12 protein-coding genes, 1 tRNA gene and 1 pseudogene are annotated in these 13,641 nt (G+C 64.8%); 9 read left to right on the top strand and 5 right to left on the bottom strand.

Annotated elements, in window-relative coordinates:
- Positions 1–9: 9 nt before the first annotated feature.
- Positions 10–561 carry a TadE/TadG family type IV pilus assembly protein gene (locus QP166_RS07460; protein ID WP_333915349.1) on the top strand — a complete coding sequence of 184 codons (552 nt, stop codon included), beginning with the start codon at positions 10–12 and terminating at the stop codon, positions 559–561.
- Positions 552–1,232, top strand: a complete 681-nt coding sequence (locus tag QP166_RS07455; RefSeq protein WP_333915348.1) for a TadE/TadG family type IV pilus assembly protein — start codon at positions 552–554, stop codon at positions 1,230–1,232. The genes QP166_RS07460 and QP166_RS07455 overlap by 10 nt, the downstream gene beginning before the upstream one ends.
- A 27-nt stretch (positions 1,233–1,259) precedes the next feature.
- On the opposite strand, the gene QP166_RS07450 is transcribed toward QP166_RS07455, so the two are convergent.
- Together QP166_RS07450 and pdhA are read right to left on the bottom strand one after the other, a co-directional pair.
- Positions 1,260–2,678: a pyruvate dehydrogenase complex E1 component subunit beta gene (locus QP166_RS07450; protein ID WP_333915347.1), complete on the bottom strand. Its 1,419-nt coding sequence runs from the start codon at positions 2,676–2,678 to the stop codon at positions 1,260–1,262.
- Between the two features lies 1 nt (position 2,679).
- Positions 2,680–3,738 carry a pyruvate dehydrogenase (acetyl-transferring) E1 component subunit alpha gene (gene pdhA, locus QP166_RS07445; RefSeq protein ID WP_333917285.1) on the bottom strand — a complete coding sequence of 353 codons (1,059 nt, stop codon included), beginning with the start codon at positions 3,736–3,738 and terminating at the stop codon, positions 2,680–2,682.
- 113 nt (positions 3,739–3,851) lie between these two features.
- Between pdhA and QP166_RS07440 the strand changes: the two genes are divergently transcribed.
- From QP166_RS07440 to QP166_RS07430, 3 genes are read left to right on the top strand one after another with little or no spacing between them, the layout of a single operon-like run.
- Positions 3,852–5,207, top strand: a complete 1,356-nt coding sequence (locus QP166_RS07440) for an MFS transporter (RefSeq protein ID WP_333915346.1) — start codon at positions 3,852–3,854, stop codon at positions 5,205–5,207.
- On the top strand, positions 5,204–6,124 hold the full coding sequence (gene cysK / locus QP166_RS07435; RefSeq protein WP_333915345.1) for a cysteine synthase A: 921 nt from the start codon (positions 5,204–5,206) through the stop codon (positions 6,122–6,124). Before QP166_RS07440 ends, cysK begins: the two co-directional genes overlap by 4 nt.
- A 22-nt stretch (positions 6,125–6,146) precedes the next feature.
- Entirely contained in the window at positions 6,147–7,376 is a 1,230-nt protein-coding gene (locus QP166_RS07430; protein WP_333915344.1) for a cell wall hydrolase, read from the top strand.
- Positions 7,377–7,649: 273 nt separating this feature from the next.
- On the opposite strand, the gene QP166_RS07425 is transcribed toward QP166_RS07430, so the two are convergent.
- From QP166_RS07425 to QP166_RS07415, 3 genes are all read right to left on the bottom strand, one after another.
- Positions 7,650–8,204: an FKBP-type peptidyl-prolyl cis-trans isomerase gene (locus QP166_RS07425; protein ID WP_333915343.1), complete on the bottom strand. Its 555-nt coding sequence runs from the start codon at positions 8,202–8,204 to the stop codon at positions 7,650–7,652.
- Positions 8,205–8,307: 103 nt separating this feature from the next.
- A complete protein-coding gene (gene rpsU / locus QP166_RS07420) occupies positions 8,308–8,514 on the bottom strand; it encodes a 30S ribosomal protein S21 (RefSeq protein WP_007404630.1) in 207 nt (68 codons plus the stop codon).
- Between the two features lie 99 nt (positions 8,515–8,613).
- Entirely contained in the window at positions 8,614–9,441 is an 828-nt protein-coding gene (locus QP166_RS07415; protein ID WP_333915342.1) for a carbon-nitrogen hydrolase family protein, read from the bottom strand.
- Between the two features lie 115 nt (positions 9,442–9,556).
- Between QP166_RS07415 and cysS the strand changes: the two genes are divergently transcribed.
- The 4 genes and pseudogenes from cysS (at position 9,557) to QP166_RS07395 (ending at position 13,399) form a co-directional block, all read left to right on the top strand.
- Positions 9,557–10,987 (top strand): cysteine--tRNA ligase, encoded by a 1,431-nt coding sequence (cysS, locus tag QP166_RS07410; protein ID WP_333917284.1) that lies wholly within the window; start codon positions 9,557–9,559, stop codon positions 10,985–10,987.
- A gap of 23 nt (positions 10,988–11,010) precedes the next feature.
- On the top strand, positions 11,011–11,790 hold the full coding sequence (locus tag QP166_RS07405; RefSeq protein WP_333915341.1) for an SDR family oxidoreductase: 780 nt from the start codon (positions 11,011–11,013) through the stop codon (positions 11,788–11,790).
- Between the two features lie 60 nt (positions 11,791–11,850).
- Positions 11,851–13,226 (top strand): annotated as a pseudogene (locus QP166_RS07400) (class II 3-deoxy-7-phosphoheptulonate synthase).
- A 98-nt stretch (positions 13,227–13,324) separates the two neighbouring features.
- Positions 13,325–13,399: transfer RNA gene (locus tag QP166_RS07395), tRNA-Glu, on the top strand.
- The last annotated feature ends 242 nt before the right edge of the window (positions 13,400–13,641 follow it).

Raw genomic sequence — 13,641 nt, 5'->3', positions numbered from 1 at the left:
GGCGCGACCTTGGTCGAGTTCGGGTTGGTGGTGCTGCCGTTCCTGACGCTGTTGATGGGTGCGCTCGATCTTGGCTTCCAGGTGTATCTCAGCGCGCTCACGAACGGCGCGATGGAGCGCGCTGCACGCCGCGCGACGGTCGGCAGCATAAGCAAGGATCAGGTCGTGGCGGCGATCCGCTCGGAGGTTCGCACGATCCTGCCCAACGGCAGTCGTGACGATCCCGGCGCGGTGACGGTAACCCCGCTGAGCTACACAAATTTCGCGTCGGTCGGCAAAGGCGAGCGGATCGTTGCCGATACAGCACCGGTCGGCCAGTATAATTCGACCGACTGCTACGAGGATCGCAACAACAACGGCCGCTATGACGCCACGTTCGGCGGTGGCGACGATATGGGGACGGCGGACGACGTCATCTATTACGACGTGCTTGTGAAGGTGCCGCGACTGTTTCCGTTCGCCGGAGCGATCGGGCTGAGCCCGTTCACCATCGTGGGTGCACGAACGCTGGTCCGCAACCAGCCATATGGCGACCAGCAGATCCGGGTGAAATGTTCGTGAGCTGGGTGCTGGTGACGGCCGAAGTGTGGGGACGCCTGCGGCGTGACCATTCCGGGGTCGCGATGATCGAGTTCGCGCTGTCGCTGGTATTCCTGCTGCCGATCGCGCTGACCGGGATTGAACTCGCCAATTTTGCGGTGGCGACGTTGCGGCTGAACCAGCTCGCGATGATGGTCTCGGACAATGTCGCGCGGTATCGCGGCGGCATCGACGAAGCGCAGGTCGACGAGGTGATGACCGGGGTGGCCTTTGCAGGGCGCGGGATCGACTTCGGCCAGCAAGGCCGCGTGATCGTTTCCACCGTCGAAGCCAACGGGCAGACCGGCACGCAGGCAGGCTATAAGATTACCTGGCAACGTTGCTTCGGCGCGAAGAACGTCACATCGTCTTATGGTGCCGAAGGCGCCGGAGCCACCAACGCTACATTGGCGACGGGCATCGGCCCTGCGGCGAACAAGGTGAAGCCGGTCAACAATTCGGCGCTGATCTTCGCGGAATTGCGGTACACCTACCGACCGATCGTCGGCACTGGCTTTCTGGCAGCGCGTGAGCTGACGGCGCTCCAGTCCTTCACGGTGCGCGATCGCTCTTCGCAGACGCTGACCAACAGCACCAACATACCCGACGCGAAACGCCGCCTGTGTGATGCCGCGCACCTCTCCGCCACCTGAGCGGCGACGGAGAGGTGGGGCGGTCACTCAGCCGCGGTAGCAGACCTTCTTTACCGTCGCGACGATCTTGTCGGACGAGATCAACGCGATCTTCTCGAGGTTGGCGGCGTAAGGAAGCGGCACGTCCTCGTTGGTGACGCGCAACACCGGCGCGTCGAGGTCGTCGAACCCTTCCTCCATCGCAATCGCAGCGATTTCCGACGCGATCGAGCAGGTCGGCCAGCCTTCCTCGACCACCACCAGCCGGTTTGTCTTCGCGAGCGACTTGAGCACGGTCTGCTTGTCGAGCGGACGCAGCGTACGCAGATCGACGACTTCCGCCTCAATCCCCTCGCCCGACAGCGTCTCCGCGGCTTCGAGCGCGAGCCCGACGCCGATCGAATAGCTAACGATCGTCACGTCCTTGCCCTCACGCATGATGCGCGCCTTGCCGATCGGGAGCACCCAATCGTCGAGCTTCGGGATCTCGAACGAGCGGCCGTACAGCAGCTCGTTCTCGAGGAACACGACCGGATCCTGGCTACGGATCGCCGCCTTCAGCAGGCCCTTGGCATCGGCGGCATCATAGGGCGCGATCACGATCAGCCCCGGCACCGAAGCGTACCACGGCCCGTAATTCTGCGAATGCTGTGCACCGACGCGACTCGCAGCGCCGTTCGGACCACGGAACACGATCGGGCAGCGCATCTGTCCGCCAGACATGTAATTGGTCTTGGCGGCCGAGTTGATGATGTGGTCGATCGCCTGCATCGCGAAGTTGAAGGTCATGAACTCGACGATCGGCTTCAGCCCGCCCATCGCCGCGCCCGTGCCGACACCGGCAAAGCCATATTCGGTGATCGGGGTATCGATGACGCGCTTGTCGCCGAACTCGTCGAGCAGACCCTGGGTGACCTTATAGGCACCCTGATATTGCGCGACTTCCTCGCCCATCACGAACACGCGCTCGTCCGCACGCATTTCCTCGGCCATCGCGTCGCGTAGCGCTTCGCGGACCGTGACCTTCACCATCTCGGTGCCCGCAGGGATCGCGGGGTCGGTGACCTCAGCCTTGTGCGAGGCGGCCTCGAACAGCTGACGGGTGCCGGTGTCCACCTTCTCCTGCGCGGGGTGCGCCGAGTCCTCGACGGTGTCGGTCTTCTTCTCGTCGGCCTGTGCATCCGCCTTGGGCGAGTCGTCCTTGGTGGCAGCACCCGCCTCCTCGCCTTCGCCGGCCAGCTGCATGATGACCGTACCGACCTTCACGCCGTCGGTCCCTTCGGCAACGAGGATCTTCGCGACGGTGCCTTCGTCGACCGCCTCGAATTCCATCGTGGCCTTGTCGGTCTCGATCTCGGCCATGATGTCGCCGGACTTCACGGTATCGCCTTCCTTGACCAGCCACTTGGCGAGCGTGCCCTCCTCCATGGTGGGCGACAGCGCCGGCATCTTGATGTCGATCGCCATCTCAGTACTTCTCCACCAGAACGTCGGTATACAGTTCGGCCGGATCCGGCTCCGGCGTGCTCTCGGCGAAATCGGCCGATTCGGCGACTTGCTTGCGGATGCGCTGCTCCACCGCCTTGAAGTCCTCTTCCTTGACCCCGTGGCCTTCGGACAGCAGCTTCTTGACGTGCTCGATCGGGTCGGACTTGTCGCGGACAGCCTGCACCTCATCGCGCGACCGGTATTTGGCCGGATCGGACATCGAGTGGCCGCGATAGCGATAGGTCTTCATCTCGAGGATGATCGGCCCCTTGCCGGCGCGGACCCATGCCAGCGCCTCTTCGGCCGCACCGCGCGACGCCAGCACGTCCATGCCGTCGACCTGGATGCCGGGAATGCGGAAGCTCTCGCCCCGGCGATACAGCTGATCCTCGGCGGAGGCACGGTTCACGCTGGTGCCCATGGCGTATTGGTTGTTCTCGATCACGAAGATGATCGGGAGCTTCCACAGCTCGGCCATGTTGAAGCTTTCGTACACCTGGCCCTGGTTGGCCGCGCCGTCGCCGAAATAGGCGAGGCACACGCCACCGTCGTTGTTGTACTTGTGGCTGAAGGCGAGACCCGCGCCGAGCGAGACCTGCGCACCGACGATGCCGTGGCCGCCGTAGAACTTATGCTCGACGCTGAACATGTGCATCGAGCCGCCCTTGCCCTTCGAGATGCCGGCCTGACGCCCGGTCAGCTCCGCCATGACGTCCTTGGGCGGGATCCCGCACAACAGCATGTGGCCGTGGTCGCGATAACCGGTGATGACCGAGTCCTTCTCGGTCAGTGCCGACTGAAGCCCGACCGCGACCGCTTCCTGACCGATGTACAGGTGGCAGAAGCCGCCAATCAGGCCGAGGCCGTAAAGCTGCCCAGCCTTTTCCTCGAAACGGCGGATCAGCAGCATGTCCTCGTAGAATTTGAGGAGTTCGTCCTTGCTCGCCTCATAGGGGCGTGGCTCGGCGGGACGCTCGCGATTCGTTTTCTGCGGGTCGGCAGCCGGTGCTTCGCTGCGTGCTGCTGGGGCTTTTGCCACGATGGACACTACCTCGTTTCTTGAAAGACGTAGCGGCCTATAGCCACGGCATGGCACAGACTGCAAACCCCACCGGGTTGCAAGGGATTGGGGCGCGGTCTAGGCGAACGTCGATGAGTGTGCCGGACCCCTCGCCTGCCCCGCAACATCCGCTGCGGATTGCGAACTTCCGCGCATATTGGCTTTCCCGCTTCGCTGGCACGATCGCGGTCAGCGCGCAGGCGATTATCATCGGTTGGCAGGTCTACGGTCTCGCTCGCGAGACGATGGACATCCGGCAGGCCGCGTTCATGCTCGGCATGATCGGGTTGGTGCAGTTCATCCCGCTGTTCCTGCTGACGCCGGTCGTCGGGCTGGTCGCGGATAGCGTCGACCGGCGCTGGATCGTGCGGGGAACGACCACATTGCTGTGCGTCAACGCCGCAGTGTTGGGGGTTTTGACCTGGTCAGGTAATCTTTCGTTGCCGGCGCTGTTCGGCGCGGCGGTGCTGATCGGGATCGCGCGTGCCTTCTCCGGACCGGCCTATTCGGCGCTTGCTCCGAACCTCGTGCCGAAGGAAAGCCTGCCGACCGCGATCGCGATTTCGTCGATTGCATGGCAGTTCGGGACGGTGGCGGGCCCAAGCATCGGCGGACTGCTTTATGCGATCCACCGGGACGTCGCGTATGGCGTGATCTCGGCGTTGCTCCTGCTGGCGCTCGCGACGATGTTCATGATCGGCAAGGTGCCCCAACCGGCCGCGCAAAAGGATCGACACCCGATCCAGCGCATCCTCGACGGCTTCTCCTATGTTCGCCGTAACCGACTGGTTCTGGCGACGATTACCTTGGACCTGTTCGCGGTCCTGCTGGCGGGGGCCACGGCATTGCTGCCGATCTATGCCCGCGACATCCTGCATGTCGGCGCGAGCGGTCTCGGCTTCCTTGCTGCGGGAATGGGGATCGGCGCCGGCACGACCGCAATCTGGTTCTCCTTCCGGCCGATGAAGTCGAACGTCGGCGTCAAGATGCTGGCAGCAGTGGTGGTTTTCGGACTTGCGATCCTGACCTTCGGCATCGCGACGCAACTGACCGAGCTGCTGGGCATCACGCGCCTCGGCGCGGGCGGCGCGATCCGGGTCGATTTCGTCATCAGCCTGATCGCGCTGATCATCGCGGGCGGTGCGGACATGGTTTCGGTCTATGTTCGCACCTCGCTGATCCAGCTCCACACGCCCGACGCGATGCGTGGTCGCGTCAGTGCGGTGTCGCAGTTGACGATCTCGGCATCGAACGAACTCGGAGAGGCGGAAAGCGGGCTGCTCGCTTCGCTGCTCGGCCCGGTCGGCGCGGTGGTGTTCGGCGGCGTCGGCGCGATCGCAGTGACTTTGCTATGGTCGCGGCTGTTTCCGGAACTCCGACGGGCGCGGACCTTTGATCCGCCCGACATGTTCGACATCGAACCACAACATGGAGTAGCGCAGCCATGAAGGCCCAGAACGTCCTCGCGACGATCGGCAACACGCCGCATATTCGCATTCAGAAGCTGTTCCCCGGCTCGGAAGTGTGGATCAAGTCCGAGCGCGGGAACCCCGGCGGCTCGATCAAGGATCGCATCGCGCTGGCGATGATCGAGGCGGCCGAGGCGTCCGGCGCGTTGCAGCCGGGCGGGACAATCATCGAGCCCACCAGCGGCAACACCGGTATCGGCCTGGCGATGGTCGCGGCGGTCAAGGGCTACAAGCTGGTATTGGTCATGCCCGAGAGCATGAGCATCGAGCGGCGGCGGTTGATGCTGGCCTATGGCGCCGAGTTCGACCTGACCCCGCGCGAAAAGGGCATGAAGGGCGCCATCGAGCGCGCGCTCGAATTGGTCGAGCAGACCCCCGGCGCGTGGATGCCGCAGCAGTTCGAAAATCCCGCGAACATCGACGTGCATGTCCGCACGACAGCACAGGAAATCCTGAACGATTTCCGCGAGACCCCGATCGACGTCATCATCACCGGCGTCGGCACCGGCGGCCATATCACCGGCGTCGCCGAGGTGCTGAAGAAGGAGTGGCCGAACCTGAAGGTGTTCGCGGTCGAGCCGCAGGCATCGCCGGTGATCTCCGGTGGACAGGCCGGGCCGCACCCGATCCAGGGGATCGGCGCGGGCTTCATCCCTTCGAACCTGCACACGCAGGTGCTTGACGGGGTGATCGAGGTGGATGCCGCCGTCGCCAAGGACATGGCGCGGCGATCGGCGCGTGAAGAGGGGTTGCTGGTCGGCATTTCCTCGGGTGCGACGCTGGCGGCGATCCTCCAGAAGCTGCCCGATCTGCCCGACGACGTGCGGGTGCTCGGTTTCAATTACGATACCGGCGAGCGCTATCTGTCGGTGCCGGACTTCCTGCCGGAGAACTGACCTGTCCGATCTGAGCTGGAAGATGCGCGCGATCCTTGTCGGGATCGCGACATCGGCGCTGGTCGCGCCCGCCCTGATCGCACGTCGCGCGCCTGAGGTGCCGCGTGCGATCGCGGCGAAGGTCGTGCGCCCACAACGCGTGGTGGCGGCGAGCGAGGTTCCGGCGGTTGAACCTGTCGAGCTTCAAGACCTTACCCCTGCCGACGCGCGGCTCTTCAACGCGGCCATTCCGTTCGTGCGGGGCCCGCGTCCGGCGGCGCGTCCGTTCCTCTTCGCGGGTGACGAGACGGAGCGTTCGCGTGCGACCGATTGCCTCGCAGCGGCCGCCTGGTACGAGGCCGGGGACGATCCCGTCGGGGAGCGAGCGGTGGTGCAGGTCGTGCTCAACCGGCTGCGGCACCCGGCGTTTCCGAAGACGGTGTGTGGGGTCGTCTTCCAGGGCCAGGAGCGTTCGACCGGCTGCCAGTTCACCTTCACCTGCGACGGCGCGTTGACGCGGCGACCATCCGAGCCGGCTTGGGAGCGCGCGCGGCAGATCGCGACCAAGGCGATGAATGGTGAGGTTTTCAGCAAGATCGGCTATGCCACGCATTACCATACCGATTGGGTCGTGCCGTATTGGAGCGCGAGCCTCGACAAGCTCGCCGAGGTAAACACGCATTTGTTTTTCCGTTGGACCGGCTGGTGGGGCACCCCCGCCGCGTTCCGGCGGGTCGTCTCGAGCGACGAGCCGGTGATCGCCAAGCTAGGCGCTATCTCACCGGTGCATCGGCTTGGCGGCGCGCTGGACGAGGCTGCTGTTGCAGTTGCTGCGGCAGGACCGGGATCGGCCGGTGCGCCGCTGGCGACCAGCGCCGTCGCCGGCGAGCCGGATAGTTTCACGGCCTTGCTGACGGCGGGGGCACCCGAAAGCTATGCGGCGATCGCGAAGGCCGCCTGCGGGCAGCGGCCGAAGTGCAAGTTCCTCGGCTGGACCGATCGCACGATGCTGCCCGGTGGGACGCCGATGACCCCGGTACAAATGGCGAGCATGTCGTTCAGCTATCTGCGCGACAAGGACGCCGGGTTGGAACGCGAACTGTGGAATTGCCGGGAGTTCCCGCGCACGGGCCCCGGCCTATGCATGCGCCGGCAGGCCTTCCCTGCCCCGGCTCCCAGCGCGACACCGGCCCTGCGCGGTCCCGGGGCATTGGACGGGGTACGCCGCCGTGAAGAGCCAAATGGGGCCCCGGCTCCGGGTGCCTTGCTATAGGCGCTTGGCGACCGTCCGCTTCGCGGTTTCGAACCATCACCGGCAAGCAGCAGCAAGCTTAAATGCACCCTTTGTTCGTCCTCAGCGTGACGAAGGGCGTGCTGCGTGAGCGTATTTCGGTAGGCTTGGCACGAACGGCGAGGGTTGGTCACTCTCGCCGGAGACAAACCGGAACTGAGATCAGAGCGCAGCGCTTGGAGGCGTCGCTTGCGCTTGCCCAACGAAAAGGGCGACCAATCCGGCCGCCCTCGATCATCTCGTTCGTGCCGCCGCTCAGCGTCCGGCGGGAGCAGGTCCCCCAGGACCGCCCGGACCACCCATGCCCGGCATCCCACCCATCATGCTTTGCTGCATCTGAAGCTGACGGACGGTTGCCTCAGGGAGAAAGTCCTGAAGCTCGACGTCGAAGACCAGCGTCGAGTTGGCAGGGATCGGGCCGTTGGCGCGCTCACCATACCCGAGTTCCGGCTTGATCCAGAGCCGGTACTTGGCGCCCTTGTGCATCAGCTTCAGGCCTTCGGAGAAGCCCGGTACAACGCCGGCGACCGGCAGCGGGGTAGGCTGCTGCGACTTGTCGAAGACGGTTCCGTCCACCAGCCGCCCCTCGTAATTCACGAGCGACACGTCTGTGTCGGTAGGCCGCGCACCCTTTTCGTCACCGGCCTTGAGCACCTGATAGCGCAGTCCCGACGGCGTCGTGAGGATGCCGGTATCTCCCGCGCGCGCCAATGCGATGCCGGCCACCAGGGCGACCAGCAGCCCCGCTACCAGCCAGAGCACATAGGCGCGCCGGACGGGAGCGATCGGGACGGCGGTGACAGTCGACATCGGCGGGCAACCTTAGGCTTGCACGCGTCATCGCGACGACGCGCTGGCAGAAACGGTGTGACCGCAGCGCCGTATCTTGCGGCGCTACGATCGACGCAGCGTCTTACCGTGCGCCGTCACGCTCCGCACGCTTGCGCTCCAGCTTGCGTGCCCGACGCACCGCAGCCGCACGCTCGCGCGCACGCTTCTCCGAGGGCTTCTCGTAGTGGCGGCGCAGCTTCATTTCGCGATACACGCCTTCACGCTGCAGCTTCTTCTTGAGCGCGCGGAGGGCCTGGTCAACATTGTTGTCGCGAACGATGATCTGCATTGGAACCTTCAACTCCGGATCAAACAAGTAATGCGGCGGCGAGCGAGGCTCGCGCCGAACACAGCGGCCCTAGCAGCAAGTGCCGGGCCTCGCAAGCGTTCACGCGATCACGATCGGTGCGGTCACCACCCGGCGATGCTTCAACGCCGGGATACGTGCGCGCACATCCTGCATCCGAGCGGGGTCGACTTCAGCATAGCCGATCCCCGGTGCTTCGCCCATATCGAGCAGCACCTCGCCCCAGGGATCGATGATGAGCGAATGCCCGTAGGTGGCGCGACCGTCCGGGTGCACTCCGGTCTGCGCCGCCGCAACCAGATGGACACCCGCCTCGATCGCACGCGCACGCAGCAGGATATGCCAGTGCGCTGCGCCGGTCGGGCGGGTGAAGCTGGCGGGAACCGACAGCAATTGCGCACCAGCATCGGTCAGCGCGCGGAACAGGTCGGGAAAGCGCATGTCGTAACAGATCGACAGCCCCATCGGCCCAAGTGGCGTGCCGACAACCACCGGTCGATCACCCGCCGCATAGCTCGCCGACTCGCGCCAGCTCTCGCCGGTCGGAAGGTCGACGTCGAAGAGATGCATTTTGTCATAGCGGGCGCGGATGTTGCCGACCGCGTCGATCACGAAGCTGCGGTTGGAGAACCGCCCGTCAGGGCGCCGGAGCGCGAGCGAGCCGAGATGCACCCAAATGCCGGCGCGCGCCGCCGCCTCGCGCACCGCCACCAATACGCGATCGTCGGCCTCGCGTACGATCGACGACGCCGCACGCGCGCGATCGCGGTCGAGCAGCCCCGACATTTCCGGCGTGAAGACCATGGCGGCACCTTCCCTGCCCGCCTCGTCGATCGCCGCCACCAGCGTCGCGGCATTCTCGGCAGGATCGATCCCGGTCGTGGTCTGTACGACGGCAATCTTCGTCACGCATGGCTCCTTGCTGTTGCGCTGTTCCGAACAGCAAGCGCATCATCGGCGCAAGCGTTGCACGGTCGCACAGGCCGCAAATGGTTGGCGCGATGCGGTCGGCGGATTAAGAGCGCTGCATGACCGGCGCCCCCTCACACTCTATAACAGCCTCTCGCGACAGCAGGAGACGTTCACTCCGCTCGATCCCGACAACGTTCGCATCTACTCGTGTGGGCCGACCGTCTACCATTATGCGCATCTCGGCAATCTCCGCGCTTATGTCTTCACCGACACGCTCAGCCGCACAATCACCGCAAAGGGCTGGCCGCTGACCCATGTCATCAACATCACTGACGTCGGACACCTGACGTCGGATGCGGATGCCGGCGACGACAAGATGGAGGCGGCGGCACGCGCGCTTGGCCAGGATATCTGGGCGATCGCAAGGCATTATACCGATGCCTTCAAGCAGAACCTCAGCGATCTGAACATCCGCACACCGACGCATATGCCGCTGGCCACCGATCATGTCGCCGAGATGATTGCGTGGGGCGAGCAGATCGCGGCGAAGCATTGCTACCTGCTGGACGATGGCCTCTACTTCGACACGACGACGGTGCAGGACTACGGACGACTTGCGGGTGCCGTCGACGATGCCGCGCAGGGGCGGATCGAAACCGTCGCCGGCAAGCGTCATCCACAGGATTTTGCAATCTGGCGCACGACCTCGCCCGGCGAGACGCGCCAGATGGAGTGGGAGTCTCCTTGGGGCCGTGGGGCACCGGGGTGGCACCTCGAATGCTCGGTGATGGCAGCGAAATATCTTGGCGCGGCGTTCGACATCCATACCGGCGGGATCGATCATCGCGAGATCCATCATCCCAATGAGATCGCGCAGAACCAGGCGCATTGCGGCTGCGCCGATACCGGCGCGACGTTCTGGCTGCACAACAACTTCCTCGTCGATCGTACGGGAAAGATGAGCAAATCCTCGGGTGAGTTCCTGACGCTCTCTCGCTTGGTGGAGCGCGGCTTCCATCCCCTCTCCTACCGGCTGATGTGCCTGCAGGCGCATTATCGCAGTGAGCTGGAATTCTCTTGGGAAAACCTGGCCGCGGCGCAGGTGCGGCTCAAGCGCTGGGTCTACGCCGTCGAGGCGTTGCGGACACGCGCCGCTGCAGCCGGCACGGTCATGACGGCGTATACCGATCAGCTCGACGCCGCACTCAGCGACGATCTGGCCACACCGCGGGCGCTTCCCGTTCTCGATGCGCTGTTAAGCGACAAGAAGGCGTCGGCCGCGGATCGGCTGGCGACGCTCGCTGCGTTCGACAACGTACTGGGTCTCGACCTCGCGCGGCTCGATCGCGGGGCGCTGCGGGTTCGGCCAATCGACGCAAGTATCGACGAGTCCGCGATCGAAGCCCGCCTTGAAGAGCGCAAGGCGGCACGCGCAGCCAAGGAGTTCGCGCGTTCGGATTCGATCCGCGACGAACTTGTCGAAGCCGGGGTCGAGGTGATGGACGGCGATCCGCTCGGCTGGGACTGGAAACTGCCGAGCTAACGGCAACAGGAAGGACGATCGATATGGATCTCGGGCTGACAGGGCGGACGGCGATCGTCTGTGCATCGAGCCATGGCCTTGGGCGGGCCTGCGCCTCCGCGCTTGCGGAGGCCGGTTGCGTGATCGTGCTCAACGGGCGCGACGCCCCCGCGCTGGAGGAGACGGCGTCTGCCTTACGCGCCGGTGGTGCGGACGTGCGGACGGTTGCCGGCGACGTCGGTGACGACCGTGTACAAGAGGCGTTGCTCGACGCAGCGGGCGGGCAAGTGGACATTCTGGTAAACAACAACGGCGGTCCGCCACTCCGCGACTTCCGTGCTTTGGACAGCGCCGCGATCCACGCCGGGGTTGACGCGAATATGGTCACCCCGATCCGACTGGTTCAGAAGGTGATCGATGGCATGATCGAGCGCCAGTTCGGGCGGATCGTCTGCATCACATCCGGATCGGTGAAGGCGCCAGTACCGGGCCTCGATCTGTCGAGCGGCGCGCGAGTCGGGCTGACCGGCTTTCTGGCCGGGGTGGCTCGGCAGGTCGCGCATGCCAATGTGACGATCAACTTCCTGCTTCCTGGACTGTTCGAAACGCGTCGGCTTGCTGGCGTGCACGCCTTCAACGCGGAGGCAAATGGCGTATCGGTCGAGGAAGCCGCGGAAAACGCGCGGCAACGTATCCCGGCCCGCCGCTTCGGCGATCCGCGCGAATTCGGTGACGCCTGCGCCTTCCTGTGCGCGGCCTCGTCCGGGTTCATCACCGGGCAAAGTCTGCTGATCGACGGCGGCGCCTATCCCGGCGTGCTGTAAAGAGGAAGTTGATTGCGGCCTGCGCGCGGTTGGTTCAAGGCGCGGGCATTAGTTGAAAGGATGAATACCATGGCCACCTGGGCCCCGCATAGCTGGACCAATGCCGAAGCGCGCCAGCTCCCCGTCTATCCCGACGCCGCTGCGCTGGATGATGCGACGCGGCGGCTGGCTTCCTTTCCCCGCTGGTCTTTGCGGGTGAGGCGCGCAACTTGACGGCGGATCTCGCCAAGGTCGCGGAAGGAAAGGCTTTCCTTCTGCAGGGTGGCGATTGTGCCGAGAGCTTTGCGGAATTCCATCCCAACAACATCCGCGACACGTTTCGCGTCATCCTGCAGATGGCGGTGGTGCTGACCTTCGCTTCGAAGCTGCCGGTGGTGAAGGTCGGCCGCATGGCGGGGCAATTCGCCAAGCCGCGCTCGGCCAATACCGAGACGATCGATGGCGTCGAGCTGCCGAGCTATCGCGGTGACAACGTCAACGACATCGCATTCACGCCGGAGTCGCGCGTTCCCGATCCGGAACGGATGATCCGCTCTTATGCGCAATCGGCAGCGACGCTGAACCTGCTTCGCGCGTTCGCGCAGGGCGGCTATGCAAATCTTCATCAGGTGCACCGCTGGACGCACGACTTCATGGGCCGCAGCCCATGGGCGAAGAAATATGCCGAAACCGCCGATCGGATCGGTGAGGCGCTCGACTTCATGGAAGCGTGCGGGATCAGCCCGGACACCGTCCCGCAGCTTTCGCAGACGACCTTCTATACCAGCCACGAGGCGCTGCTGCTGCCGTTCGAGCAAGCACTTACCCGGCAGGACTCGCTGACCGGCGACTGGTACGACACGTCAGCACACTTCCTGTGGATCGGCGATCGCACCCGCTTCGAGGGGTCGTCGCACGTCGAATTCCTTCGCGGAATCGGCAACCCCATCGGTGTGAAGTGCGGGCCGTCGCTCGACCCCGACGCGCTGCTCCGGATGCTCGATACGCTCAATCCCGCGCGTGTCGCGGGGCGGATGACCCTTATCACCCGCTATGGCTACGACCAGATCGAGGCGCATCTGCCGAAGCTGGTGCGCGCCGTGAAGCGCGAGGGGCATCCGGTGGTGTGGAGCTGCGACCCGATGCACGGCAACACCGTCAAGGCGACCAGCGGGTACAAGACGCGGCCGTTCGAGCGCATCCTGTCCGAGGTGCGCGGCTTCTTCGCGGTTCATCGCGCGGAGGGCACGCACGCGGGCGGCATCCATGCCGAGATGACCGGACAAAACGTGACCGAATGCACCGGTGGGGCGATCGACGTGACGGAGCAGAGCCTTGCCGATCGCTATCACACGCACTGCGATCCGCGCCTCAACGCCGGGCAGAGTCTCGAGCTGGCGTTCCTGCTGGCCGAGATGCTGAACGATGAAATGGCGGAGCGCCGCAAGGCGGCATGATCGACTGAAGCCGTCGAAGGACATAAATGCAGGGGCGGAGTGAAAGTCGCTTGACGCGCCCGCCCCCGCCTCCTAACGACGCGCCTCACACCGCGCACGGCCCCTTCGTCTAGCGGTTAGGACGTCGCCCTCTCACGGCGAAAACACGAGTTCGATTCTCGTAGGGGTCACCAGCGAGCGCCTTTCTTGCGCGTCGCTCCGTTTGCCGCGGTATATTTGCTTCGATTTTCGAACCAAACGACTTGGCGGCGACGCGTAGGTCGTGCGGGTCAACGCTGCCATCGGCATTGACCACCTCGGCTCAGCACAGCCTCATCGTCTGCCTGTGCGACCCGTGGGCTTCACTGTCGTTCTGGCACGCGTAGGCTCGTTTGACGACCGACCTGATAAAAGGCCGTGCATCAACAGGATAATG

Origin of the sequence: Sphingomonas sp. LR60 (genome assembly GCF_036855935.1) — a bacterium.
Classification (GTDB): Bacteria; Pseudomonadota; Alphaproteobacteria; order Sphingomonadales; family Sphingomonadaceae; genus Sphingomonas.
The sequence above is the reverse complement of the archived record's forward strand: the minus strand, read 5'-3'. Positions and strand labels throughout refer to the sequence as shown.